The 25074-nt window shown below is 69.4% G+C and carries 27 protein-coding genes and 2 pseudogenes; 20 read left to right on the top strand and 9 right to left on the bottom strand.

Features of this window, described 5'->3' with window-relative positions:
• Nucleotides 1-127 precede the first annotated feature (127 nt).
• On the bottom strand, nucleotides 128-517 hold the full coding sequence (locus ABIA32_RS32065) for an SCO5389 family protein (protein ID WP_370103132.1): 390 nt from the start codon (nucleotides 515-517) through the stop codon (nucleotides 128-130).
• Nucleotides 518-759: 242 nt separating this feature from the next.
• On the opposite strand from ABIA32_RS32065, the gene ABIA32_RS32060 reads away from it, so the two are divergent.
• The 7 genes and pseudogenes from ABIA32_RS32060 to ABIA32_RS32030 all read left to right on the top strand — a co-directional run bounded on the left by ABIA32_RS32060 (nucleotide 760) and on the right by ABIA32_RS32030 (nucleotide 5448).
• Nucleotides 760-1740 carry a metal ABC transporter solute-binding protein, Zn/Mn family gene (locus ABIA32_RS32060; protein ID WP_370103130.1) on the top strand — a complete coding sequence of 327 codons (981 nt, stop codon included), beginning with the start codon at nucleotides 760-762 and terminating at the stop codon, nucleotides 1738-1740.
• Nucleotides 1741-1744: 4 nt separating this feature from the next.
• Nucleotides 1745-2122 (top strand): ATP-binding cassette domain-containing protein, encoded by a 378-nt coding sequence (locus tag ABIA32_RS32055; protein ID WP_370103128.1) that lies wholly within the window; start codon nucleotides 1745-1747, stop codon nucleotides 2120-2122.
• A pseudogene (locus ABIA32_RS32050) lies at nucleotides 2056-2463 on the top strand (Fur family transcriptional regulator); the annotation flags it as partial. The gene ABIA32_RS32055 and the pseudogene ABIA32_RS32050, both read left to right, overlap by 67 nt.
• Nucleotides 2464-2707: 244 nt before the next feature.
• On the top strand, nucleotides 2708-2926 hold the full coding sequence (locus ABIA32_RS32045) for a hypothetical protein (protein WP_370103126.1): 219 nt from the start codon (nucleotides 2708-2710) through the stop codon (nucleotides 2924-2926).
• A gap of 10 nt (nucleotides 2927-2936) precedes the next feature.
• The gene (locus ABIA32_RS32040; protein ID WP_370103124.1) at nucleotides 2937-3980 is read left to right on the top strand and encodes a GTP-binding protein; all 1044 of its coding nucleotides are present in this window, start codon (nucleotides 2937-2939) and stop codon (nucleotides 3978-3980) included.
• Entirely contained in the window at nucleotides 3977-5008 is a 1032-nt protein-coding gene (locus ABIA32_RS32035) for a WD40 repeat domain-containing protein (protein ID WP_370103122.1), read from the top strand. The genes ABIA32_RS32040 and ABIA32_RS32035 overlap by 4 nt, the downstream gene beginning before the upstream one ends.
• Nucleotides 5005-5448, top strand: a complete 444-nt coding sequence (locus tag ABIA32_RS32030; RefSeq protein ID WP_370103120.1) for a (2Fe-2S) ferredoxin domain-containing protein — start codon at nucleotides 5005-5007, stop codon at nucleotides 5446-5448. Before ABIA32_RS32035 ends, ABIA32_RS32030 begins: the two co-directional genes overlap by 4 nt.
• An 18-nt stretch (nucleotides 5449-5466) precedes the next feature.
• On the opposite strand, the gene ABIA32_RS32025 is transcribed toward ABIA32_RS32030, so the two are convergent.
• From ABIA32_RS32025 to ABIA32_RS32015, 3 genes are all read right to left on the bottom strand, one after another.
• On the bottom strand, nucleotides 5467-5793 hold the full coding sequence (locus ABIA32_RS32025; protein WP_370103118.1) for an ArsR/SmtB family transcription factor: 327 nt from the start codon (nucleotides 5791-5793) through the stop codon (nucleotides 5467-5469).
• Nucleotides 5794-5879: 86 nt separating this feature from the next.
• Nucleotides 5880-6182: a hypothetical protein gene (locus tag ABIA32_RS32020; protein WP_370103116.1), complete on the bottom strand. Its 303-nt coding sequence runs from the start codon at nucleotides 6180-6182 to the stop codon at nucleotides 5880-5882.
• 195 nt (nucleotides 6183-6377) lie between these two features.
• Nucleotides 6378-6638, bottom strand: a complete 261-nt coding sequence (locus tag ABIA32_RS32015; protein ID WP_370103114.1) for a type B 50S ribosomal protein L31 — start codon at nucleotides 6636-6638, stop codon at nucleotides 6378-6380.
• A gap of 474 nt (nucleotides 6639-7112) precedes the next feature.
• On the opposite strand from ABIA32_RS32015, the gene paaI reads away from it, so the two are divergent.
• The 3 genes from paaI (at nucleotide 7113) to ABIA32_RS32000 (ending at nucleotide 11028) form a co-directional block, all read left to right on the top strand.
• Complete coding sequence (gene paaI, locus ABIA32_RS32010; RefSeq protein WP_370103112.1) at nucleotides 7113-7496, top strand: hydroxyphenylacetyl-CoA thioesterase PaaI; 384 nt, start codon at nucleotides 7113-7115, stop codon at nucleotides 7494-7496.
• The gene (gene paaK / locus ABIA32_RS32005; protein ID WP_370103110.1) at nucleotides 7493-8836 is read left to right on the top strand and encodes a phenylacetate--CoA ligase PaaK; all 1344 of its coding nucleotides are present in this window, start codon (nucleotides 7493-7495) and stop codon (nucleotides 8834-8836) included. The genes paaI and paaK overlap by 4 nt, the downstream gene beginning before the upstream one ends.
• Before the next feature lie 227 nt (nucleotides 8837-9063).
• The gene (locus tag ABIA32_RS32000) at nucleotides 9064-11028 is read left to right on the top strand and encodes a prolyl oligopeptidase family serine peptidase (protein WP_370103108.1); all 1965 of its coding nucleotides are present in this window, start codon (nucleotides 9064-9066) and stop codon (nucleotides 11026-11028) included.
• Between the two features lie 118 nt (nucleotides 11029-11146).
• Here the strand turns inward: ABIA32_RS32000 and ABIA32_RS31995 are convergent, their stop codons facing one another.
• Nucleotides 11147-12592 (bottom strand): MFS transporter, encoded by a 1446-nt coding sequence (locus ABIA32_RS31995; protein ID WP_370103106.1) that lies wholly within the window; start codon nucleotides 12590-12592, stop codon nucleotides 11147-11149.
• Between the two features lie 91 nt (nucleotides 12593-12683).
• Entirely contained in the window at nucleotides 12684-13067 is a 384-nt protein-coding gene (locus ABIA32_RS31990) for a MarR family winged helix-turn-helix transcriptional regulator (protein ID WP_370103179.1), read from the bottom strand.
• A 363-nt stretch (nucleotides 13068-13430) separates the two neighbouring features.
• Here ABIA32_RS31990 and ABIA32_RS31985 point away from each other — a divergent pair, with 363 nt between their 5' ends.
• From ABIA32_RS31985 to ABIA32_RS31950, 8 genes are all read left to right on the top strand, one after another.
• Nucleotides 13431-14084, top strand: coding sequence for an NADPH-dependent F420 reductase (locus ABIA32_RS31985; RefSeq protein ID WP_370103104.1), 654 nt, complete (start codon nucleotides 13431-13433; stop codon nucleotides 14082-14084).
• Nucleotides 14085-14597: 513 nt separating this feature from the next.
• Nucleotides 14598-14852 carry a hypothetical protein gene (locus tag ABIA32_RS31980; protein ID WP_370103102.1) on the top strand — a complete coding sequence of 85 codons (255 nt, stop codon included), beginning with the start codon at nucleotides 14598-14600 and terminating at the stop codon, nucleotides 14850-14852.
• 164 nt (nucleotides 14853-15016) lie between these two features.
• Entirely contained in the window at nucleotides 15017-16840 is a 1824-nt protein-coding gene (locus tag ABIA32_RS31975; protein WP_370103100.1) for a glycoside hydrolase family 15 protein, read from the top strand.
• A gap of 343 nt (nucleotides 16841-17183) precedes the next feature.
• Nucleotides 17184-18557, top strand: coding sequence for a glucose-6-phosphate dehydrogenase (zwf, locus tag ABIA32_RS31970; RefSeq protein ID WP_370103098.1), 1374 nt, complete (start codon nucleotides 17184-17186; stop codon nucleotides 18555-18557).
• Nucleotides 18558-18628: 71 nt separating this feature from the next.
• Nucleotides 18629-19000 carry a YccF domain-containing protein gene (locus ABIA32_RS31965; protein ID WP_370103097.1) on the top strand — a complete coding sequence of 124 codons (372 nt, stop codon included), beginning with the start codon at nucleotides 18629-18631 and terminating at the stop codon, nucleotides 18998-19000.
• Between the two features lie 181 nt (nucleotides 19001-19181).
• Nucleotides 19182-19625, top strand: a complete 444-nt coding sequence (locus ABIA32_RS31960; RefSeq protein WP_370103095.1) for a DUF6325 family protein — start codon at nucleotides 19182-19184, stop codon at nucleotides 19623-19625.
• A gap of 34 nt (nucleotides 19626-19659) precedes the next feature.
• Nucleotides 19660-19944 (top strand): SHOCT domain-containing protein, encoded by a 285-nt coding sequence (locus tag ABIA32_RS31955; RefSeq protein ID WP_370103093.1) that lies wholly within the window; start codon nucleotides 19660-19662, stop codon nucleotides 19942-19944.
• A 213-nt stretch (nucleotides 19945-20157) separates the two neighbouring features.
• Nucleotides 20158-20661, top strand: a complete 504-nt coding sequence (locus ABIA32_RS31950; RefSeq protein ID WP_370103091.1) for a potassium channel family protein — start codon at nucleotides 20158-20160, stop codon at nucleotides 20659-20661.
• A 31-nt stretch (nucleotides 20662-20692) separates the two neighbouring features.
• Here ABIA32_RS31950 and ABIA32_RS31945 read toward each other — a convergent pair whose 3' ends face one another.
• Nucleotides 20693-22018, bottom strand: a complete 1326-nt coding sequence (locus ABIA32_RS31945; protein WP_370103089.1) for a chloride channel protein — start codon at nucleotides 22016-22018, stop codon at nucleotides 20693-20695.
• Between the two features lie 336 nt (nucleotides 22019-22354).
• Between ABIA32_RS31945 and ABIA32_RS31940 the strand changes: the two genes are divergently transcribed.
• Nucleotides 22355-22765, top strand: a complete 411-nt coding sequence (locus ABIA32_RS31940) for an SHOCT domain-containing protein (RefSeq protein WP_370103087.1) — start codon at nucleotides 22355-22357, stop codon at nucleotides 22763-22765.
• 49 nt (nucleotides 22766-22814) lie between these two features.
• On the top strand, nucleotides 22815-23465 hold the full coding sequence (locus ABIA32_RS31935; RefSeq protein WP_370103085.1) for a GAP family protein: 651 nt from the start codon (nucleotides 22815-22817) through the stop codon (nucleotides 23463-23465).
• A 55-nt stretch (nucleotides 23466-23520) separates the two neighbouring features.
• Here ABIA32_RS31935 and ABIA32_RS31930 read toward each other — a convergent pair whose 3' ends face one another.
• A complete protein-coding gene (locus ABIA32_RS31930) occupies nucleotides 23521-24534 on the bottom strand; it encodes a LacI family DNA-binding transcriptional regulator (RefSeq protein ID WP_370103083.1) in 1014 nt (337 codons plus the stop codon).
• 121 nt (nucleotides 24535-24655) lie between these two features.
• Nucleotides 24656-24922 (bottom strand): annotated as a pseudogene (locus ABIA32_RS31925) (hydrolase); the annotation flags it as partial.
• Between the last annotated feature and the right edge of the window lie 152 nt (nucleotides 24923-25074).

Genomic DNA, 25074 nt, shown 5'->3' with positions numbered 1-25074 from the left:
AGGGTTCCCCTCGTCCCGCCGGGATCCCCGCGGGCCGGGCCTTGGCCTGGTTCGTTGCGACGGCGACTCTGCCACGGAGACGTGAACGGACGCTACCGGCCCCGGATGCCGCTGCCGCGCGGGAGTCTCAGCAGTTGCGCAGCTCCGGGCTCTGGCGGAGCAGTTGGGAGCGCAGTGAGGTGAACTCCAGGTAGGCGGCGTCCTGCTCGGTTCCGGGTCGGAAAGCGGCGACGCGGTGGCAGTTCATGAACGCGAGGGTCACGCCGAAGTGGCGCTCGAGGCTGCCGCGGATCGAGTTGCTGGCCAGCGCGCGCAGCAGTTGGCCGCGCTCGGCGTCGGTGGGCGGGGTGTTGTCGTCGACGAAGGGCGCGTCGGTGAGCGGGAGCCGTCCGGCCAGCCCTTCGACGGTCTTGTAGGCGTAGGGGAGCGAATCGCGGACCGTGGCGACGAATTCGGCCTCGTTCACCGGACCGCGTTCGGCCTGGGCGAGCAGTTCGGGGGAGACGTCGAGAGACATGCAGTGCTCCTGGAATGAATGAGGGCAGCCTGGAGATCCAGACGAACATGAAAACCGTTACGCATAGAGACTCTCCGTCTACGCAGCGTGTCGTCAAGTCCCCCGAGCGGATGGGGCGGGCGCCGCAAGTCAAGATTTGGCAATGGTTTTCATCTCGCCCCCGTTCGAGCTAGTGATGAAAACCGTTTCCATCTAGCGTGGTGAATGTCAGCGGATCACCCACGTCCTTTGGAGCTCCTGCCATGCGCGCGCCCGCCTCGCCCCATACGCTCAACCGCCGCCCCGCCAGACTGGTCCTCCGTGCGGCCGCGGTCGCGCTGGTCGCGACCGTCAGTGCCTGCTCGACCTCTTCCTCGTCCGGCTCGACGTCCGGCGCGACCGCCTCGGGTGCCGCAGCGGGGGGCAAGGTGATCCAGGTAGCGGCAGCGGAGAACTTCTGGGGCAGCATCGCGACCCAGCTCGGCGGCGACCACGTCCACGTGACCAGCATCATCACCAACCCGAACACCGACCCGCACTCCTACGAGCCAGCCGCCGCTGACGCGCGCACGGTGACCACCGCGCAGTACGTGATCGTCAACGGCATCGGCTACGACGCCTGGGCGGACAAGCTGCTGGCGACCAACCCGGGCAGCGGCCGCACCGAGCTGAAGGTCGGTGACCTGGTCGGCATACAGCCCGGCGGGAACCCGCACCGCTGGTACTCGCCCGCCAACGTGCACCAGATGATCGAGCGGATCACCGCCGACTACAAGAAGATCGACCCGGCCGACGCCGCCTTCTTCGACCAGCAGAAGCAGACCTTCGAGACGCAGACGCTCGCTCAGTACAACCAGCTCATCAGCGACATCAAGGCGAAGTACGCCGGGACCCCGATCGGTGCCTCGGAGTCGATCGTGACCCCGCTCGCCGACGGTCTGGGGCTGAAGATGCTGACCCCGGGGACGTTCCTCACGGCGATGAGTGAGGGCACCGACCCGACCGCCGCCGACAAGTCCCTGATCGACCAGCAGATCAAGGGCAAGCAGATCAAGGTCTACGTCTACAACAGCCAGAACTCCACCCCCGACGTCGTTGCCCAGGTGAAGCTGGCCAAGTCCGAGGGCATTCCGGTGGCCACCGTCACCGAGACCCTCACCCCGGCGAGCGCCACCTTCGAGCAGTGGCAGACCACCGAGCTGCAGGGCATCGAGCAGGCCCTCCATCAGGCCACCGGGAAGTGATGGCATGAACCCGATCGCACAGGCAGGGCAGCCGCGCAAGGCCGCAGCCGACACCGCCGTCGAGGCCACACCGGGCAGAGCGCCGAGCACGGCGCGCCCCGGGGCCGAGCCGGTGCTGTGCCTGTGCGGCGCGGCGGCGCAGGTCGGCGGGCGGACGCTGTGGTCCGGCGTGGACCTGGAGGTCCAGGCCGGGGATTTCGTCGCCGTGCTGGGGCAGAACGGGGTCGGCAAGTCGACGCTGGTGAGGGTGTTGCTCGGGGTGGTCCCCGCTGCGGCGGGCGAGATAAGGGTGCTCGGACAGCGTCCCGGCGAGGCGTGCAGCCGCGTCGGCTACCTGTCGCAGCGACGCAGCTTCGACGCGGGGCTCGTGAGGATGCCGTGACCACCACCGAACACGCACCCGCCGCACCCGCTGGTTCCGACGGGGAACTGGCCTCGCTCGGTCGGCCCACCCAGCAGCGCACCACCGTCCTGCGGGCGTTGATCGCCACCGAAGGCTTCGTCAGCGCCCAGGTCCTGCACGCCCACCTGATAACCGCCGGAACCCGGGTCGGCCTGAGCACCATCTACCGCACCCTGACCGGCCTCGCCGACGCGGGCCGTGCGGATGTCATGCGCGACCCGGAGGGCGAGCGGATCTTCCGCTACCGCCCCGGCGCCGACCACCGGCACTTCCTGCTCTGCCGGGCTTGCGGGAAGAGCATCCCCGTCGACTCGGCCCTGGTCGAGCGCTGGGCCGACACCATCGGCTCCCGCAGCGGCTTCACGCACGTCGCGCACAACCGTCGAACTGACCGGGCTGTGCGCCGACTGCAGCGTGGTGGCCGACGCGAGCTGACGCAGCTTCGGCACCAGCACCACCTCCCTCCTTCTCCTCGCCTGCCCATCGCGAAGGGACAGCCCTGTCATGCCCACACCCGCCCTGCCCGGACGGGCCTCACCACAGACCACAGCCCGGCTGACTGCCATGAAGGCACAGGCTCGCCGGCAGCTCGGCCTCGACGAGCAGGACATCGTCGTCATCCGGCAACTCGACTGCAGCGAACCGGGATGCCCGCCGGTCGAGACCGTCGTCGCGGTTCTCGCCGTGGACAGCACATCCCGCCGCTGGGCCCTGCACCACCCCGTCGCGGACATCACGCCGGACCTGCTCGCCGAGGCGCTCGCCGCGCCCCCGACCATCTGAGGACAGAGAGATGACCACCGAAACGACCGTCCACGAGACCGCCCTCGCCGACCCGGAGGACACCCGGGTCCCGGTCACCGTGCTGACCGGCTTCCTCGGCTCCGGCAAGACCACGCTGCTCAACCGCATCCTCACCGAGCAGCACGGCCTGCGGATCGCCGTCATCGAGAACGAGTTCGGCGAAGTCGGCGTCGACGACGCCCTCGTCCTGGACGCCCAGGAAGAGATCTTCGAGATGAATAACGGCTGCATCTGCTGCACCGTGCGCGGCGATCTGATCCGCATCCTTGGCGCGCTGATGCGGCGCCGCGAGCGCTTCGACCGCATCGTCATCGAGACCACGGGACTTGCCGATCCGGCCCCGGTCGCGCAGACCTTCTTCATGGACGACGAGATCGCCTCCCAGCTGCGTCTGGACGCCATCGTCACGCTCGTCGACGCAGCCCACATCCTCACCCACCTCGACGAGGTCAAGCCCGAGGGCGTGGAGAACGAGGCCCTCGAGCAGATCGCGTTCGCCGACAAGATCGTGCTCAACAAGACCGATCTGGTCGACCATCAGGCCCTGGCCGAGGTGATCGCCCGGATCCGCGCGGTCAACGCGCTTGCCGAGATCCTGCCCGCCCAGCAGGCCGAGGTCGACCTGCCCAAGGTGCTGGACGTGCACGCCTTCGACCTCGACCGCGTGCTGGAGACGGACCCGCAGTTCCTCACCGACACCGAACACCAGCACGACACCACTGTCACCTCGGTCGGCATCGACCTCGAAGGCGAAGTCGACGAGGACCGCCTCAACACCTGGCTCGGCACCCTGCTGCGCACCAAGGGCGCGGACATCTTCCGCTCCAAGGGCATCCTCGCCGTCGCCGGGTCAGAGCGGCAGTACGTCTTCCAGGGCGTCCACATGCTCCTCGAAGGCGAGAACGGCCGCCAGTGGGAGCTCGGCGAACCGCGCCGCAACCGGCTGGTCTTCATCGGCCGCAACCTGGACCGCGACGCCCTCAACCAGGGCTTCGCCGCCTGCCTCGCCGCCACCGTGGCGGTGACGGCATGACCGCGACGGCTCACGCCCTGGAGATCGACACCCTGTGGGAGACGGCGGTCGACGACGCGCCCATCGCCGTCCACGCCGCTGCCGGACTCGTCGCCGTCGCGGGCGCGGACGGCACCTGCTGGGTCCTCGACACGACGACCGGCGATCTGGTCGCCACGGTCACCCTGCCCGGCGGCCTGCTCGCGGCCCAACTCTCCCCGAGCGGAACGCACCTGGCCCTCGCCGGACCGTTCGGGCACGCGATCTGGCGCCGTGCGGACAACTCCACGCACATCATCAAGACCGAGGCGTGGTCCAGCGCCGTGTGCTGGGCCGGCCCCGACAAGGTCGCCGTCGCCTCCGGCCGCCGCGTCCTGGTCCTGGACCCCGACTGCCGAGAGCTGTGGGCCACCGAGCCCGCGCCCAGCACCGTCACCGACCTGGCCTGGCACCGCGAAGGCCGCCGCCTGGCCACCACCGCCTACAACGGCGTCCGCTGCTACGAACGGCACTCCGCCAGGCCCGTCGCCGAGTACCCCTACCTCGGCTCCCACCTGGCGCTGGCCATCGCCCCGACCGGGCGGTGGATCTGCAGCGGCAACCAGGACGCCTCCATCCACATCTGGCGCACCCGCGACGGCGGCGACCTGACCATGCACGGCTACCCCGAGAAGATCGCCCGCCTCGCCTTCGACGGCACCGGCTACTGGCTCGCCTCCGACGGGGCCCCCGACATCACCGTCTGGGACTTCTCCGGCAAGGGACCGGAAGGCACCCGCCCCCGCACCCTGTGCGCCCACGAGACCATCACCGCTCTCGCCTGGCGCCCCGGCGGCTCCGGCATCCTCGCGAGCGCCGGAGCCGAAGGTACCCTCGCCCTCTGGCGCGCCACCACCGGCCGCCCCGGCGCGCAGCTGAAGCCCGCGCACGAGCGGGAGTTGGACCAACCCGTCACGGCCCTGGCCTGGGCCGGCCCGGAGTTGCTCATCCACGCCGACTGGGAAGGCCGCGTCCAGGCATGCCGCCTCCCGATCACCCTGCCCCGATGAGCGGCGCCGCCACCGGCCCGGTGACCGTCCGCAGTCCGGGACTGCCGTGCACGCTGATCGTCTGCCGGGGCTGCTGCTGCGGAACCCTGGGCAAACAGCGGCCTGGAACGGACGCGCCGGGCCAACTCGACCGGCTGCGCGCCGCAGCCGCCGCCTCCGGCGGCCGCCTCGCAGTGCGGACCAGCGAGTGTCTGGGACCTTGCCGTCAGGCCGATGTGATCGTGGTCCAGCCCTCCAGTCGCGGACGCGCCCGGGGCGGACGTCCGGCCTGGGTCGGCTGGGCCGCGAGCGCCGACTGCACCGACGACCTCCTCGCCTGGACCGCCGTCGGCGGCCCCGGCCTCGCGCCGCCTCCGCCCGCACTGGAACTCCAGTTGATCCACGCGCCCTACCGCGCCCGCAGGCGGGCCGCCCGCATGGCCGCCGGTGCACGTCAGTAGGCGCGACGAGGCAGCATGTCACTCGGTAGCGGTGGCCTGCGGCTCGTTCGCGTGCTTGATCGCGTCCAGCACGATGTGAGCGATGTGCTCGTCGCACAGGGCGTAGACGACCTCGCGGGCCTGGCGATGGGCGGTGACGATGCCCGAAGCGCGCAGCAGGCGCAGGTGTTGGGAGACCAGCGGCTGGCTCACGCCGAGCGCGTCGACAAGCTCGCCGACGCGGCGGTTGCCCGTGGCGAGCTCGCGGACGATTCCCAGCCTGACCGGGGCCGCCAGGGAACGCAGCAGCTCGCTGGCGGCCTGCAGATCCGGATGCGGGTCAGGGGGAAGGGGCCGGGTTGCCATATGCATACCTTAGGACATGGGAATGGAACCCATTCCCGCCCGGCCGGCCTGCCCCGATCCGGCACCTGGGTCTCAGCACCTGTGTGTCAGTGGTCGTCCCAGTGGCCCTCGTGGCCGGCGTGGCGGTGGCCGTCGTGCACGTAGTCGACGTGGTCCTCGTGGGGGACGGCCACGTGGCCGCAGCCCTCGCCGTGCTGGTGGGCGTGGTCCGCGTGGGCGACGTGCCCCGACGCGGCGCACTCGTCGACGTGGCCCTCGTGGGCGCGGTGCAGGTGGTTGTCGTGCGCGTAATCGACGTGGTCGCCGTGCGGGACCGCAACGTGGCCGCACCCCTCGCCGTGGACGTGCGGGTGGTCGGTGTGGGTGGCGTGGAGCGTCGGTGCAGACATCTGGATCCCTCTCGGACGGAACGGCGTCGTTCGACCTGGTGTGCCCACGGGCGCGCGTACGCGTCCGGCCGGAAAGCCCCGGGCGGCGCGTATCATGACGTCATCATATAGCGATGTCTGCATGTATCAAGCGACGCCCGGGAGGCGCACCGCGCAGCGCTCAGCGCTTCGGTGCGCCTCCCGATCCGGATGGCGTCAGCGGTTGCCCGTCGGGTGATTGCCGTAGCGCTGACGGAAGCGCTCGACGCGGCCGGCCGTGTCCATGACGCGGGCGTTGCCGGTATAGAAGGGGTGGCTGGCGGAGGAGATCTCCACGTCGATGACGGGGTAGGTGTTGCCGTCCTCCCATTCGACGGTCTTGTCGCTGGTGGCGGTGGACCGGGTCAGGAAGGCGGTGTCGCCGACCTTGTCGCGGAAGACGACGGGTCGGTAGGTGGGGTGGATGCCGGGCTTCATGCCTGGATTCTCCTTGCGGTTCGGAGGGTGGATCGGGTGCTCAGCGCGCTTCGCGAAGGTCGGCCGTCCGGCTCGTGGGCTGAGTGGCCATCATAGTGAAATGGAAGTCGTTTTCATCCAGTGTACTGTCAGGAACGCCCGCCGGAGACGTGGCATTCCCGCCTGCCCGCCCCCGCCCGGCCTTCTTGGCGGTGTCCGCCCAGACTTCTCGCCCGCGTGTCCGAGGGGCAAGCCGCGCGGCCAGGTCGCGGTGGTGTCGGAGACGGCCTGCTGGAGCAGGGGGCGGTGCCGTTCGAAGAAGTCGGGGGCTGAGGACACGCTCTGAAGCGTGCTTCATCCCTTGACAGGCAGCTCGGATGCTTGATTAGTTGGCGGTGCTGCAACTAACCGAATGTTCGGTCGGTACTCAGGGCAGGTTCCCGAATGGAAGACAAACACCAGGTCAGCGGGCATGAGCCGAGTCCGACAGAGCGTATGTTCGCCGCCGACAAGGCCTCGCAGAGCCTCGGCATCGAGCTCTTGGACGCAGGCGACGGCACCGCACGGCTGCGCATGACGATCACCCCCGCCATGGTCAACGGCCACGGCATCGCCCACGGGGGCTACCTCTTCCTGCTCGCGGACACCGCCTTCGCCTGTGCCTGCAACTCCTCCGGCCCCGTCACCGTGGCGGCCGGAGCGGACATCAGCTTCGTCGCCTCCGCACACGAGGGCGACGTGCTCATCGCCACCGCCCACGAGCGCACCCGCTACGGCCGCAGCGGCATCTACGACGTGACCGTGCAGCGCGGCAGTGACGTCATCGCGGAATTCCGCGGTCGCAGCCGCGCCCTCAGAGGCATCAAGGAGAGACCATGAGCGTCGAGCCGACCACCCCGGCCCTCGCACCCCACCTGGGAGAACCGCTGCCCGCCGACCTGCTCGACGGCGGAGAGCTTCTCGACCGCGACGAGCTGCGCGAGCTCCAACTCACACGTCTGCAGTGGACGCTGCGTCACGCGTACGACAACGTCGAGCTGTACCGCCGCAAGTTCGACGCGGCCGGGGTCACTCCTGACGACTGCCGCAGCCTGGACGACCTGGCCCGATACCCGTTCACCACCAAGGCCGATCTGCGTGACACCTATCCGTTCGGCATGTTCGCCGTGCCGATGGACCAGGTGCGGCGCATCCACGCGTCCAGCGGGACGACGGGGAAGCCCACCGTCGTCGGCTACACCGAGGACGACCTGAGCATGTGGGCCGACGTCGTCGCCCGCTCGATCCGGGCGGCGGGCGGACGGCCGGGGCACAAGGTGCACATCTCCTACGGGTACGGCCTCTTCACCGGCGGGCTCGGCGCGCACTACGGCGCGGAGCGCGCGGGCTGCACGGTGATCCCGGCGTCCGGCGGGATGACGGCGCGCCAGGTGCAGATCATTCAGGACTTCCGGCCCGAGATCATCATGGTGACGCCGTCCTACATGCTGACGCTCCTGGACGAGTTCGAGCGCCAGGGCATCGACCCGCGCAGCACCTCCCTCCGGGTCGGCATCTTCGGGGCGGAGCCGTGGACGGAGGCGATGCGCAGCGAGATCGAGGAACGCCTCGACATCCACGCCGTCGACATCTACGGCCTCTCCGAGGTGATCGGCCCCGGCGTGGCCCAGGAGTGCGTGGAGACCAAGGACGGGCTGCACATCTGGGAGGACCACTTCTACCCCGAGGTCATCGACCCGGTCACCGACGAGCTCCTGCCCCAGGGCGAGAGCGGCGAGCTGGTCTTCACCTCGCTGACCAAGCAGGCGCTGCCGATCATCCGCTACCGCACCCGCGACCTGACCCGACTGCTTCCCGGCACCGCACGCCCCGCCTTCCGCCGCATGGAGAAGGTGACCGGACGCAGCGACGACATGATCATCCTGCGCGGCGTCAACGTCTTCCCGACCCAGATCGAGGAGATCGTGCTGCGCACCCCCGGCGTGGCACCGCACTTCCAGGTCCAGATCACCCAGCGCGGCCGGATGGACCACATGTCCGTCGCGGTCGAAGCCCGCCCGGGAGCCGCCCCCGAGCAGCGCGCCGCCGCGGCCGCCGCGATCGCCAAGGGCGTCAAGGACGGCGTCGGCGTCTCGGTGGAGGTGACGGTGGTGGAACCGGACACCATCGAGCGCTCGGTCGGCAAGATCCGCCGCGTCCGCGACCTGCGCGCGACCTGAGCGGGCCGGCGCGCCCCGGGCCGGCGAAGGCCCGGGTTGCGCGAGGTCATGCTGGGCACCGGACGCGGCCCCGAGCGGCAGGCGCAGATGTACCAGCGTGTCAGGCAGGCCAGGCGCGATCCAGGCAGGCCCGCAAGGGCTGATCCACCCTTGAAAGCCGACTGACACAGGCTCGTCAGTGCGACACGATGTCCGTTTGTCGTACTGGCGAGTGAAAGGCAGTCAGCATGCCGCACCCTGCACCGCGACCGATTCCCGAGTCGACCGACCTGCTCACCGCGGAACTGGTGGTGGACATGGCCGCCCCCGTGGCGTCGGCCATCTCGCCGGACGGTCGCCTGGTTGCCTACGCTGTGGTCGCGAACAGTGGAAGGGACGGACGTCCGCACAGCTCTGTCTGGGTCGCCGCCGCCGATGGCAGCGCAGCCCCGCGCAGGCTGACCGACGGCACGGCCCGCGACGCCGCCCCGAAGTGGGCGCCGGACTCGGCTTTTCTGCTTTTCACCTCCGATCGCGAGGAGCGGGGCGCCGCTCAACTCCAGCGGATCCTTCTGGACGGCAGCGAGGACATCGCCAAGGCAGAGTCCCTGACCAGGTGGCGCGGGGGCATCTGCGACTACTACCCGCTCGCCGACGGCCGCACCGTCGCGCTGCTCGCCGAGGACGAGCCCACCGCGGAGGACGAACGCCGGGAGGCCGACGGTGACGACGCGAAGGTCTGGGGCCGGCACCTCCCGGTCACCCGGCTGCGTCTGCTTGACCTGGCGACCGGCGTGGTCCGCACCGTGGGCGGCCTTGGAGACCGCCATGTGGTGGAGCTGACCCAGCGTCCGGACGGCGGCCCGCTGGCCGTGCTGAGCTGGGCCACCCCCGAGCTCGACCCCGGCGTCACGACGGCAGGACTGCATCTGGTCGCCCCGGAGACGGGAGCCGTCCAGGACCTGGGCCCAGTCGGATTCGAGGCCCAGTCCCCGGCCTGGTGGAATCACGGCGGTGAATGGCATCTGGCCCACCTGGCGGTGACCCCAGGGCACTTGGTAGGCGCGCTCGCCGTGATCGACACCGTCCCGCCGGCGACCGGCCCGGCCGTCGAACAGTGCAATCTCACGGTCGGCATGTCCGCCTGCCCCACCGAGCTGGTGCCGGTCGCCGACGGGCCGCCGCTGGCGCTGTTCGCCGACGGGCTGGATACCGCGCTGTACCGGCTCGATCCGCAGTCGCTGCGGTTCCACCGATTGTCCTGCGCGCCCGGCACGCTCGCCGGGCTGACTGCGAGTCACTCCGGGGAGACCCTCGCTGTGCTGATGAGCACCGCGCGCGAGCCCAGGAACGTCCACGCGGGACCCACGGGCGGGCCACTGCTCCGGCTCAGCGACACCAGTCCCGAACTGCGCAGGATCCGCTGGGGTGTCCAGGAACGGCTCAGTTACCAGGCCTCCGACGGACTCCAGCTGGACGGCCTGCTGATCCTGCCTGTCGGCCGGACTCGGGACGAGGGTCCGTTCCCGCTCGTCACCATGGTCCACGGCGGCCCTTACTTCCGCCATGCCGACGAGTTCACGCTCACTGTGGTCGACTGCGGCCAGTGGCTGGCGACCGCCGGATACGCGGTCTTCCTGGCCAATCCCCGGGGCGGGTCGGGCCACGGCCATGAATTCGCCGCCGTGGTGGCGGGCGCGGTGGGCGGCGACGAGTGGACCGACATCCTCGCCGGGATCGACCTGCTGGTCGCCGAGGGAGTCGCCGATCCCGAACGCTTGGGCATCTCCGGCTGGAGCCACGGCGGTTTCATGGCGGCCTGGGCCATCGGCCAAACCGAGCGGTTCAAGGCCGCCATGATGGGCGCCGGCATCAGCGACTGGGGCATGCAGGCCGGGACCGGCGAGTGGGGAATCATGGACGCGGCGCTCGGCGGCAGCACCGGCTGGAACGGGCCGGGACCGCACATCCACGACCGGAACAGCCCGATTTCCTACGTGTCCCGCGTCCGCACCCCCGTCCTGATCCTGCACGGCGAGGAGGACACCAACGTCCCACTCGGCCAGGCGGTCCACTTTCATCGCGCACTGCGCCACTTCGGCGTCGAGCACGAGTTCGTCGTCTACCCCCGAGAGGGCCACGGGCTTCACGAGCGCGCCCATCAACTCGACGCCCTTCGGCGTGTCCGCGCCTGGTATGACCGCTGGCTGTAGGCCCGTACAGGGTGGGCATTGAGTCGTTGCAGAGGTCGTCCGGGAACTGGTGCGACTCGTACCTACTTGTCGCCTCCGTTTCGTTCTCGATCGGGCCGCCGCCCTTCCGGGGAGCCGGTCATCGGCTCGACCGGCTTTGGCTCGGCGCGCCGGCCGGGGCTGGGGTCGGGTTGGTCTCGGGCGAGCGTTGGCGGGCGAGAGCGAGGCTGGTCATAGCCGTGATCGCCATCGCGGTGACGCCGACCAGCGCTGCCGTGGTGTAGGCGCCGTCGTTCGGGAAGAGATGGCCGGTGTCGGTGCCGACGGCCAGGACCAGGCCGCCTATGGCGCTGCCCAGGGAGTACCCGACGCTACGGACGACGTAGTTGAAGCTCATGGCGCTCGACGTCTCGCTCTTGGGGGTGACGGCCAGAATGACGCCGGGCATGGCGGCCGAGAAGCTGCCGACACCGAAGCCCAGCACGCCTATTGCTACGAACAGTTCGGCCAGGTTCGACCGGGCCGCCGCAAAGAGGACGAACCCACCCCCGACGACGACGGCGCTGCCGGCCAAGAGCAAGGGGGCGTCGATCCGTTCGCGAACCCGAGGCGTCAGCTTGCCGGCGACGAACCCCAGCACAGAGAACGGGACAAGGACCAGCCCGGCCACGAAGGTGGTCAGCCCGAAGCCGTAGCCGGCGCTGTGCGGCGTCTGCGCGTACCTGGTGATGAGCGTGAGTAGGAGGTACATGCCGATCCCGCCGACGAACATGGCGATATTCGCCCCGGCGACCGCCGGGTGCCGTACCGCCCGGACATCGACGAGGGGCGTCTTACTGCGCAGCTCGGAGGCGGTCCAGGCGCAGAGCAGGAGCACGGCAACGATGGCAAGGACCACCGCCACGGCAAGGTGACGGCTCCATAGACTCGTCTCGCTTGCGAGGAACAGGACGAGGAACAGTCCACCCGCCAGGACGAGCGCGCCCGCCAGGTTCACCTGAGCGGAGCGGCCTTCGGGAGCTACGGGCACGGAGCGCCACGCGGCCAGGAAGGCGATAGCGGTGACGAACAGACCGAGGCCGTAGGCGGCCCGCACCCCGCCGAACTCGGTGAGCAGCCCGGCGAGCGGGTAGCCGACGCCGGCCCCGATGATCGAGACCACCGAGATCAGGGCGATCGTGGCCGCGCTGCGCCCCTCGGGAAGATGGTCACGCGCCACGCCCATCATCAGCGCCGTCAGACCGAGCCCGACGCCTTGGGCCGCCCTACCGACAAGGAGCCACGCGAACGGCAGCGGTAGCACGGTGAGCGCACTGCCGGCGACGACGATCGCCAGCGTGGCGAGAATCGCGGCTCGTCGGTGTGGGCCGGCTCCGAGCCGGCCGAGGACGGGCGTAGCGACGGCGCCGCTCAGCAGCGCGATGGTCAGCGTCCACTGCGCGCTGTCGAGTGAGACGTGGAACGTGGTCGCCACGCTGGTGATGAGCGGCGTCCCGAGGCTGCCGACTGCCGCCACGACCAGGGCGATGAACATCAGGGAGGGGACCAGCAGCCGCGCCTCGGAGCGCTCCTGGGTAGTGCTCATCGGTTGGTCCCGGTCGTGATGTGGCCGGACAGAAGCGTCCACCCGAAGCCTCCGTCGGAGTTTGCGGTGGCCTCGCCGAGTGACCTTACTGTCACTGCTTCGGCCCTCCTCGATCTTGGATTTCGAGCGCTGCCAGATGTTGCAGCGCCGGAAGGGCCGCCACCAAGGCCTCGACCTCGTCGTCAGTGAGTTCGTCGATCAACCGCTCAAACGCATGGACGCCCGCCTGGCGCCGCGCCCGGACGTAAGACGCGCCGGCCTCGGTCAGACACACCAGCGTGACCCGCTTGTCGGACGTGTCGCCTCTCCGCTCGACCATCCCGGATTCCTCCATCACCCGAACCAGGACGGTCATCGCGGGCTGGGTGACACCTTCAACCGCGGCCAAGTCGGTGATCCGTCGTGGGCCGGTCCTGTCGAGGGTGGCCAGGGTTGCCGCGGACGTGAGGCTCAGGTCACGTGGAAGACGCCTCACCGCCCTGGTAGCCAGTCCGTACAGGGCTGACCCGATAGCAGTGGAAGCGCCCCGAGTGGCGTCTTGACGGCTCATGCGTGAAGCATACCACTTTTATATACATGCTTTATGTATCTCTCAGCCTGGACTCTCGGCAGCGTCTGGGACGGCACCGACCTGGCCGCCGACTTCACCACTCGGCTTCTTCCGCGTCGAGGACGGGCTGATCGTCGAGCACTGGGAATCGGTCGACTGGGTGAGGGCGTATCAGGCATTCGGGTTGCTTCCCGATGACCTCAGGGACATCTGAGGAATCACTGACGAGAGACAACCGATCCCCCGTCAATCCACGTCATTCCACGTCAACGGAGAGGAAGGCCGGAGATGACCACCGCAATCGTAGGCGTCGGCAATATCGGGGGCGCCGTCGCCAGGCACCTGGTCGCCGGCGGCGAGAACGTCGTCCTGGCAGGCAAGAGCACGCCCCGCGCGAAGGAGCTCGCGGACGAACTCGGACCGCTCGCACAGGCCGCCTCCGCGCAGGACGCGATCGCCCAGGCCGACACCGTCGTACTCGCCATCTGGCTCGACGCGATGCGGGAGCTGATCCCGCAGGTCGCGCCGCTCCTCGCGGGCAAGGTCGTGATCGATCCGTCGAACCCGATCGCGTTCGACGCCCAGGGCCAGGTCGTGCGGTCGTTGCCGGACGGACAGTCGGCCGGGTCGGTCGCCGCCGCCCTGCTGCCCGCGGACGCCCACTACGTCAAGGCGTTCGGCACCCTGGCTGCGGAGGCGCTCGCCGCGAACGCGAACCGCACGCCGCAACCGGCAGCGCTGTTCTACGCCACCGACGACGAGCGCGCCGCAGCGACGGCGGAACGGCTGATCCGCGCGGCGGGCTTCGACCCCGTGAAGGCCGGTGGCCTGGCCGACGCCGGGCGCATCGAGGCCCCGGGCGGCGACCTGCACCAGTTCGGGTTCAACGGCGAAGTCGTCACGGCTGACCAGGCACGGGCAGCCATCGACGCCCACCAGTGACGATCCCCTCGTCCTGGGCACTTGCGCTCGCATCGCATCGCTTCGCCGGGCCGCGGACGCGATGCGAGCGGCCCCCGGTTGTCAGTACCGGGTTCCGGCACCAACAGTGCCAGCAGGTTCACCGTCGCCGGCACGCAGAAGTAGACGAGCAGGAAGCACGAGGCGACGCTGGGGAGCTTGGCGTCCACGGCGGGTTGCTTGCGAGCGGGGCCATCGTCGACACGTGGCGCGAGGTGTCGGAGATCTGGGAGTTCGCCCACGCCGCCACGACACAGTCGAACGCATCCGGTGGTGCGGTGGCCGAGACGAGGACGCCTCGCTCGCGGACGGTGAGTCACCTGTCGTCACGCTGGGCCTCCCTGGCCGCTGAGTGGGGCCGGCGCTCCTGAGCCGGCGAAGCCTGCCCCGGGACGTCGCGTGACCTGGGCAGCGCGAACAGGTGACCGTCCACCGTGATCAACCGGCTCGGCCGGTCGGGGTGCGTTCTCCGACGAGGGGCGTTCTCATGGTGATATGGAGCCGCATCCGGCTGTCGCCTACACCAACGAACTCCTGGCCATGACGAACGACCTGGATCAGGCCACGGCCTCGGATTTCGTCCTGCGCGTCTTCGACGGCGGCGCCTACGAGGGCAGACGGACCGCCCTCCTCGCCGCCGCGGCCGACGAGAACGAGAAGGACGCCCAGATCCGCAGACTCGCCGAGCGCCTGCAGGCCCTGGGTGAGGATCCCGCTGCCATCGCGAGGACCATGCGCGGGACCGATTGATCGGTCGAAGGAACCCAGACCCGCGAGGCAAGGTCCAAGCGGCCTTCCAGGGCCACCAGGCCGAACTGATCACCACCAACCTGTCCACCGAGGACGAGGCCCGACTCCGCGAAGCACTCTCCGAAGACTGATCCGGCACCGGCACCGACGCATCGGAGCACCTGATGGACCGCTACCCGCCCATTGCCGACCACGGCCTGGTGGGGGACCTGCAAACGGTCGCCCTGATCTCCTCCCAGGGTGTGCTCGACTGGTTCGCCGCCCCCCGATTCGACTCGCCCAGCATCTTCGCAGCCCTGCTCGACCACGACCGGGGCGGGTACTTCCTGCTGGCGCCCGAAGGCCCCGAGGCGACCTGTCGGCAGCTGTACTACCCGGACACCGCTGTCCTGGTCACACGCTTCATGTCGCCCGATGGGGTCGGCGAGGTCATCGACTGGATGCCCCCGGACCACTCCGGCCAGGCCACCGACCGACACACCCTCGTCCGCGCGGTGCGGGCGGTGCGCGGGACCGTCCGCTTCGCGCTGGACTGCCGTCCTCGCTTCGACTACGGGCGCGCCGAGCACGAGCTGCACCTGAACGCCGAGGGCGCTGACTTCCGTGCGCCGGGAATCTCGATGCACCTGCAGGCCACCTTCCCTCTCGAGCGGGCGGACAAGGACGTCCGTGGCACGGTGACCCTGAACGCGGGGGAGACCGCAGGAGTGGTGCTGACCGTCTGCGGCGTCGACGGCGCGGCGGCCCCGACGCCCACCGTGGAGAGCCTCACCGAGCAGCTCTGGGACACGATCAACTACTGGCAGCGCTGGGTGCGGACCTCGACCTACAGCGGCCGCTGGCCGGACATGGTGCACCGCTCCGCCATCACCATCAAACTCCTCACCTACGCGCCCACCGGCGCCCCGATCGCCGCCGCGACGATGGGCCTGCCCGAGCAGGTCGGCGGCGAACGCAACTGGGACTACCGCTACACCTGGGTCCGTGACGCCTCGCTGTCGGTCCGCGCCCTGCTGGACCTGGGATTCGTCGACGAGGTCACCGACTTCACGCACTGGCTCGGCGATCGCCTCGGGGAGCGGCTCGACCTCCCCGGCGAGCGGCTCCAGATCATGTACCGGGTCGACGGCGACCCGCAGCTGACCGAAGAGATCCTCGAGCACTGGGAGGGCTACCGAGGCTCCCGCCCCGTGCGGGCCGGCAACGCCGCAATGGACCAGCTCCAGCTCGACATCTACGGGGAGGCCCTCTACGCGCTGGCCGAAGGCCGCGAGGTCGGGGTCCAGGCCGGCTACAAGGGCTGGAAGGCGGCGGCCAAGACCCTCGACTGGCTCGCCGACAACTGGGACCGGCCCGACGAGGGCATCTGGGAAACCCGAGGCGGCCGCAAGGACTTCACCTACAGCCGGGTGATGACCTGGGTCGCCTTCGACCGCGGCATCAAACTGGCGCAGGAGTTCAGCCGGCCCGGCGATATCGTTCACTGGCGGGACACCCGTGACGCCATCCTCGAGCAGATCATGACCCGCGGGTGGAGCGACTCAGAGAAGGCCCTGGTCCAGCACTACGAGGGCGAGGACGTGCTCGACGCGTCGCTGCTTCTGATCCCCCGCGTCGGCATGCTGGCCCCGAGGGACCCGGCATGGCTGTCCACGCTGGACGCGATGGACCGCAAGCTGGTCTCCGACAGCCTCGTCTACCGCTACGACCCCGCTGCTTCCCCCGACGGCCTGCGCGGCTCCGAGGGCACGTTCAGCCTGTGCTCGTTCCTGTACGTCGACGCCCTCGCCCGTGCCGGACGCCTCTCGCCGGCCCGGTACGCCTTCGAGAAGATGCTCACCTACGCCAACCACGTGGGGCTCTTCGCTGAGGAGATCGGTCCGTCCGGGGAGCAGTTGGGCAACTTCCCGCAGGCCTTCACCCACCTGTCCCTGATCATGGCCGCCACCACGCTCGACGAGGCGCTGGACAAGCAGCTGCGGCGATGACGCCTCCGCGACCCGCGAAACGGAACCGACGATGAGCGCGGCCGAGCTCCGTGCCATGTCCGACGGGTGCGGCGGACGGCCTCCCTCCTCGCCTCCCGCCGAATGCCGAGCCCTGATGCCCGGAAGCCTGCGGTCGCCGACCATCCCGTATCGCTATAGCTTGCGAAGTGGCTTGTCCTGTCGGGAATCGACATCCGGAGCTCGTCCTTGACGGCGATCGCCAACGCCCTGCGCGTGGGCGACCACCTCCCCGACCGCCTCCGCCGACGGCCGGCGACAGCGACTACCCCAACCTCGCGGCGCAGCCACCGGGTCCCGCCGCATCCGAGCAGGAGGGTCAGAGATGGCGACCCAACAAGTAGACGCGCTGGTGATCTTCGGCGCGACCGGCGACCTGGCCAAGCTGGAAACCTTTCCGGCTCTGGTAGGACTGGTCGACCGCGGTGTGCTCGACGTGCCTGTCGTCGGGGTCGCCAAGAGCGGCTGGGGTCTGGACCAGTTCCGGGCGTACGCCGAGGCCTCGCTCACCCTCAACGGCATGGACCCGAAGTCCCCCGCTGCGACCAAGATGCTGGGGTTGTTGCGCTACGTCGACGGTGACCTCGACGACGACGCCACCTACGAGCAGATGTCCGAAGCCATGGGCAGCGGCAAGCGTGCCCTGTACTACCTCGAGGTCCCGCCCCCGCTGTTCGCCCGGATCGCCAAGGGTATCTCCACCGGGGGCCGGGCCGGGAGCGCCCGCGTGATGGTCGAGAAGCCCTTCGGCGCCGACCTGGAGAGTGCACGGCAACTCAATGCGACCATGCACGAGTATTTCGCCGAGGACGCGATCTACCGCGTCGACCACTGGCTCGGACTCGACCCCGTGCAGAACGTCCTTTTCGCGCGCTTCGCCAACGCGGTGATCGAGCCCCTGCTGAACCGGACGCATGTCGAAAGCATCCAGATCACGATGGCCGAAGCCTTCGACGTGTCGGACCGCGGCAGGTTCTACGACCGGACCGGCGCCATCCGCGATGTCGTGCAGAACCACATGCTGCAGGTTCTCGCCACCGTGCTGGCCGACCCGCCGTCCGGCAAGGGCCTCGAGTCCTGGGGTGACTCGAAGGCTCGCGTGGTCTCCTCGCTCCGCCCTCTGACCGCTGAGCACACCGTGCGCGGCCAGTACGAGGGCTACCGGGAGGTCGCGGGCGTCGACCCCGCCTCGACCGTCGAGACCTTCACCGCCATCCGGCTCGCCGCCGACTCGTGGCGCTGGTCCGACGTGCCGATCGTCATCCGCGCCGGAAAGTGCCTCCCGGTGACCGCCACCGAGATTCACATCAAATTCCGCAGAGCACCTTTCGACGTGTTCGGTCTGCACCCGATACCCGCCACCAACTCCCTGCGGTTCCGGATCTGGCCGGAGACCCAGGTCGGACTGACGCTCGCCAGGAAGATGCCCGGTGGCGGCTGGCGGGCCGCGCACGACGAGCTCGCCTTCAGCGAGGAGCCAGGCCTCGACATGCGCCCGTACGACCGTCTCATCGGCGCGGCGCTCGATGGGGACCGCTGGCTCTTCGCCCGGCAGGACACGGTGGAGGCCGCCTGGCGCATCGTCGACCCGATCCTGGGCGACGTGGTTCCGGCCCATCCCTACGCCCGGGGCTCCTGGGGGCCCAAGGAAGCGGACGCGCTACTCCCGCACGGGGACACCTGGCACGACCCCGCCTGAGGTCGGCCGCGGTCCGCGAGTTCCCGCGACCGGATCGCGGACCGCGTCACGAGAGAGGAAGGACCGGAACCATGAAGTTCGTGCTCAACATCATCTGGCTCGTCCTGTGCGGCTTCTGGATGGCTATCGCCTACGTTGTCGCCGGCATCATCTGCTGCGTTCTGATCATCACCATTCCCTTCGGACTGGCCTCGTTCCGCATCGCCGCGTACGCGCTCTGGCCTTTCGGGCGCCAAGCGGTCAGGAGCGAGCGCGCCGGAGTCGGTTCGGCGATCGGGAACGTGATCTGGTTCGTCTTCGCAGGCTGGTGGCTGGCGCTGCTCCACCTCGTCACCAGCATCCCGCTCTTCATCACGATCATCGGTATCCCGCTGGCCATCGCCAACCTCAAGATGATCCCGATCTCGCTGCTGCCCCTGGGGCGCGAAATCGTCTCCACGTAGGGCTCCGGTGTCGTCACGGAGATGAAGACACTCGGCGGGCATGTACCGCGACGAGGCGTCACCGCGCAGCGCCTCGGCATGCTGAAGACGTCCGGTTCCCGGATAATTGCGAGGAAGACGTCATCGCTGAATCCCTCACGTCGCAGCGGGTCAGCAGCCGGCATCCAGCGGAGGAGCCGCCATGAGCGACGATCTTGAAGACATCGGACCCGTCGACTATCTCGTCGTCGAGTTCCCGGGTGAAGGTATGGGCGGAGAAGGTCTCCCCCTCCTGGTCGACCTGGTGGACCGAGGCATCATCCGCATTCTCGACCTCCTCTTCGTCCGGAAGGAGCAGAACGGGACGCTCAGCGGCATCGACGCCACCGCGCTCGGCAAGGACGGCGGCCTGGATCTCACGGTGTTCGCAGGAGCCTCGTCCGGGCTGCTCAGCGAGGACGACATGAACGAGGTGGCGGCGGTCCTCGCCCCGGGCAGCTCTGCGGGCATCCTCGTCTACGAGAACCTGTGGGCCGCGCCCTTCGTCAGCGCTCTTCGACGCCACGGCGCCCAGCTGGTCGCCAGTGGACGTATTCCGCTCCAGGACCTCCTGGAGGCTCTCGACACCGCAGAGGCGGGCGCGTAGGCCCCGCGTGGGCCGCCGCAGAAAGGTGATCGACATGCCCGGTCTCCTCAGAGGCATGGCCCGTACCGCCGTCGTCGCTGGGACCGCGACAGCGGTCTCCAATCGGGTCTCGCGACGACAGGCAGGACGGTGGGCACAGCAGGACGTCTACCAATCAGCTACCCCGACGGAGCCGCCGGCTCCCGTCGCGCCGGTAGCTCCGACATCCTCGGTGAGCGACAAGATCGAGCAGCTCAAGGAGCTCGGCGCGCTCCGGGACCAGGGCATTCTCACCGACTCCGAGTTCGCGGCCCAGAAGGAGCGCCTCCTGAACTCCTGAGGGCCAGGGGCCGGAGCTGCTGCCTCTCCATTGATGTCGGCAGCCGGAAGCGTCCGCTCGCTGTGCGGACACGCGGAGCGCGGCACACTGCACAGCTCCGGCGACGTGCTGCTCTAGGCTGCGAACCGTGTTCCAGTCGGTCAGCCCTCATGAAGGCCACGCGTGACGGGGTCGGCGTACGACGGCCTCTCCAAGCGACAGCGGGGCAAGCTCGTGGCCCGCGCGGTGCTGCGTCCCGCGCTCACCTCGAGCCTCCTGGTCGCGCTGTACTTCACACTGCCGATCGGGGGTCGCTCCACCTTCAGGACCGTGCTCTTTCTCACCCTCGGCCTGCTGGCGGTGGGTGTTCTGATCGCCTATCAAGCGCGTGCCATCGCGCGATCACGCTTCCCCCGGCTCAAGGCGATCGAGGCGTTCGCCCTGTCCGTGCCGTGGTTCCTGGTGATCTTCTCTGCGGCGTACTTCCTGATGGCACGATCCCGGCCGGGCGCGTTCTCCGAGCATCTGACGCGACTCGACGCACTGTATTTCACCGTCACCGTGTTCAGTTCGGTCGGTTTCGGCGACATCGCTCCCCGATCCGAGCCGGCCCGCATCGTCACCGTGATCCAGATGCTCGGCGACCTGCTGCTGGTCGGAGTGGCGGTGCGGATCCTTCTCGGCGCCGTCCAGGTCGGCCTGCGGCGACGAACGGAAGGCGACACACAGGGCCATTGACCGGCCGACGGCGCACACGCGTCCGAGGTGATCACCCCGGAGGCACCCGAAGCGTTCGACGCCCACGGAGCAGTTCACCGCAGACGAAAGCCACCACCGAGGCCACCACGAGCAGCGGCATCTGAGACACCGCGTCACGTCCCAGGAGCAACGTCGCCAGGACGGCCGCCGAGACAGGCAGACGCAGGACCGCAGAGCCGGCCGCGGCCAGCCCCACAGCCAGCCCGGCCGTCACGCCGAAGCCCGGCAGCGGCGAGCAGAGCACGGCCGCCACCGCACCGAGGAACAGCGCCGGGAAGGCCGGTCCACCGCGCAGCGCTGCCATGGAAACGGACCAGGCCAGCCCCTTGAACACCAACAGCAGGAGCAGCGCCGACACCGGCCAGGCGTGCGGCTCGGCGGCCAATGCGGCCAGCGTGGCCTGGCCGGACAGCGCCGCCTCCTCCGGCGCCCGGCCGGTACTGAGCCCGTACATCGCCGCGAAGGCGCCGACGGCGACGGCGCAGGCCACGGTCCGCAATGCCGGTCGTTGTCCGGTCCATTCGGCAATCTTGGTGCCGAGCGTCATCGCCGCCACGCAACCGCAGGCGATCGCCGCCGCGAGGGGAATGCCCCAGAGAAAGTCACCCGTGCCCAGCGTCTGGCTGGGCGGCAGCACCGGCAGCGCGAGCGCCCCCGTGGCCAGGCCGGTCCAGTTCCCGAAACCGGTGAACACAATCGCACCGACGCCGCTGGCGAGCATGCAGGGCAGGATCACGGCGAAGAGCTGGGGCCCGCCGACCCCGACCGCCTCGATCAGCAGCACCGCGGCGACCAGCGGGCTTCCGAAGACAGTCGAGACAGCGGCGGCGGCCCCGGCCGTCGCCAGTACGACGGTCAACTGAGGCGCCTCCGAGCGGCGGGCCGCGCGAACGGTCAGCAGCGCCAGCCCGCTGCCGAGCGCGATCAGGGGCGCTTCAGGGCCGAGCACCGCGCCGAGCGACAGACTCGCCAGGGCGGCCAGGACCACCCCGGGGACCACGGATGGAAGAACCGGGCCTCCGCCCAGTCCGTCGACGGGCAGGTGACCCCCGTGCCCCGGAAGGGTGGAGACCACCCAGGCCACGACGAGACCGGCGGCGCTCAGCAGGGGGAGCGGCCACCACCAGGGTGTTGCCGCGTAGCCGAGGCCATGGGGCAGTGATTCCCAGAGCCAGTGCTGCGTGGAGTGCTCCAGCACGAGGAACCCGAAGGCGGCCAGTGAGACGGGGATACCGAGCAAGGCGCACAGCACCAGCAGTTTCAGGTAGCCCGGATCGCTCAGGATTTTGTGGAGTTCGCGGGTCTCCAGCGGTTCCGCCGCGCGTTCCGCCGACACATCGCCTCCTCCGGTGCTCCGGGGGGACGCCTGCCCCGCACCGTCCTGGCCAGGCTGTGCCACTCGGCGCGGCTGCGCACCCGTAGGACGCTCCGGAGCACCCGAACGGGTGCGCACACGAGTCCCACGGGAGGCAGGCCCGCGGGGCGGCGTCGGGCACCACCCCATGACCAGGACTAAAATACGTGGAACGGATACATGGTCGGCCGGGTCCGGCTCCAGCCCGCCGGAACGGCCCCTCACCCGGCCGGGTGAACAAGCCTCGCACGACCGCGGGCGGCGGCTGAGACCGCGACGGCGGAGCCAGCGGGGTTCTGCCGTCGAACGGAAGCGGTCATGTCCAACTATCCGATGCTGAATCTCTTCTGGACCATGCTGGTCTTCTTCATGTGGGTCCTTTGGCTTTTCCTGCTGTTCCGCATCCTCGGCGACATCTTCCGCAGCCAGGACATGGGCGGCTTCGCGAAGGCGATGTGGATCCTGTTCGTGATCCTGCTGCCGTTCCTCGGCGTGCTGGTCTACGTCATCGTGCGCGGCCACTCCATGGGCCAACGCGACGTGGAGCAGGCCCAGAAACAGGAGCAGGCGCTCCGCGCCTACGTCCGCGACGCGGCCGCCACCGATCAGCAGAACGCCGGCGGCGGCTCGAGCGTCGACGAGCTGGCGCGGCTCGCGGAGCTACGTGACAAGGGTGCGTTGAGCGAGGAGGAGTTCCAGCAGGCCAAGACCAAACTGCTCGCTGCGTGAGAGCGGTGTTGCCAACCGGATCGCCGGCTGTTCTCCCTTCGGGAGCTCAATGATGCTCATCGACCTCTTCGTCATCGGCGCCGGAATCACGCTGGGTCCTCTTCACAACACCGCGTTCATTCTGATCCTCACCGCACATCGCGGGGTACGGAGGGGCCTGGCGTTCGTCTTGGCTTGGCTGGCCTGCCTGGTCCTGGTGGTTGCGGTTGTCCTGTTGTGCACAGGCGGTACGCCTTTGAAGCCACAGACAGCGCCGTCGATCGGAGCCGAGGCCGTGAAACTGGCAATCGGCGTCGCGCTGATCGGCTTCGGTGAGCACAAGCGACGTACGGCGGCCGACCGGCCGCGCAAGCCGGCGACCTGGCTGGCGCGGCTGCATGACGTTTCCGCTTGGACCGCGGCCGGATTCGGGGTGCTCCTGCAGCCGTGGGGGCTCGTTGCCGCTGGTGCCGCCACCGTGGTGACGGCCAAAGTCTCCAGTGTCGGTGAGTATCTGGCCCTGGTGGGGTTCTGCCTGCTGGCCACGGCGAGCATTCTTGCGATGGAGCTGTATACCGCTTTCGCGCCAGAGGCCGCAGGCCGGAAGCTCGACCGGCTGCGCACGTGGCTGAACGACCACACCGACCAGGGGGTGGTGGCGATCTCGATCCTGGTGGGCCTCTGGCTGGTGAGCAAGAGCATCTACGAACTCGTCACCTGAGCCGTCAATCGGACGAGGCGCGTCTATGCGACCGCGCGCTGTGGCCGCCGGGCGATCAGTGCGCAGGGGCGGCGGCAGTACTCGCGCGTGCCGTCCAGGTGGGGGTGAGGAGCTGTCGGGCAGGAATGGCCTGGCCCTCGATGACGCCGGCGAGGCTGTTCACGGCGAGGCGGGCGAGTTCGTCGGCGGGAAGCGACAGTGACGTCAGCGCGGGAGTGGTCTGCTGGGCTTCCTCGTCGGGACACAGGGCGATCACCGACAAGTCCTCGGGAACGCTTCGCCCCAGAGAAGCCAGCCGGTCCATGGCCGGCCTGAGCGCTCTCTCGTTGTAGACGATCAGGCCGCTGAGGTCGGGCAGCTCGTCCAACAATCTCGACAGGGAATCCCTCACCCCCTGTGGCGAGCCATCGCAGGTCACCCAGGCTGAGCGCTGTCCACGCTTGGCCAGCGCCGCCGTCACGGCATCGCGGGCGTGCAAGGCGTAGGCGGCCCGGCGCTCGAAGACCTCGGGGGCCTGGCCCAGGTATCCCACGGCCTCGTGCCCCAGCTCCAGCAGGTGATCTGCGAGCTCATGCGCCATGGCGGTGAAGTCGAAGTCGACGCACGGAAGCCCGTGTGCCCGGTCGGGGCTTCCCACGATGACAGCGGGGACTCCGAGCTCGGCCAGCAGGACTACCCTCGGATCCTGCTCCTGCACTTCCATGAGCATGACCCCGTCGACCAGCGACGTGGCCGCGACATCTCGGATCGCCGCGCCGTCGTCGTCAGCGGTGAGCATCAACAGCTTCAGGCCGGCGTCCTGCGCGGCGCTCATTGCCGCCCAGACGTAGGGCATCTGCACCTGGTTGTGGGGACCGTGCACCATCGGCAGGGCCATCGCGATGACTCCGGTGCGCCGTGTCCGGATCGACCGTGCGCCGGCATGGGGGGTGAAGCTCAGTTCCTTGATGGCGCGCTCGACGCGCTCACATGTCCGAGGCGAGATGGGTCGGTTTCCACTGAGGACGTACGACACCGTGCTGCGGGAGACTCCCGCATGTCGTGCGACGTCCGCGATGGTGACCGCCATGCCCTACCTTCGGATCGAAATGATTCGACTACCCTAGCATCGGCCCCTACCTGCCTCAAGAGGACTCACGCCGGGCCCGGAGTCGCACGGGTTCTCGCGGCTCCGGGCCTGCGGACGCTGCTTACGGAGTGACGTCGGCGCGGTCGATGGCGATGTTGATGCCGGTGCTGGCGCTGTTGTGGTTGCCGGTGTTGACGATGGTGAGGGTGTGGGAGCCGGCCGCGAGGACGGGGCTTGTCCAGATGGTTCCGGAGGCGTTGCGGGTGGCGGCGTAGTTGTCGATGGTCTGGGGTGTGCCGCCGTCGATGGCGACGGTCATGATGCCCTGGTCGACGTCGCGGACGGCGTGGAGGGCGATCCGGGTCCCAGTGAACGCGAACGTCGCAGTGGCGCCCGCCGAGACGCTGTGGTTGGCGGTACCCGCCTACATGTCCGGAACGCCGGGTGTTCGCTACTGCCGTGGGCGCTGCGGTGAGCGCGGCGCCCAGGGCGAGGGCAGCAGCCAGCACCACACCCGTCAGGGAGCGGCGCTTGCGGGGG

The organism is Streptacidiphilus sp. MAP12-20 (assembly GCF_041262525.1).
Taxonomy (GTDB): domain Bacteria; phylum Actinomycetota; class Actinomycetes; order Streptomycetales; family Streptomycetaceae; genus Streptacidiphilus.
The sequence above is the reverse complement of the archived record's forward strand: the minus strand, read 5'-3'. Positions and strand labels throughout refer to the sequence as shown.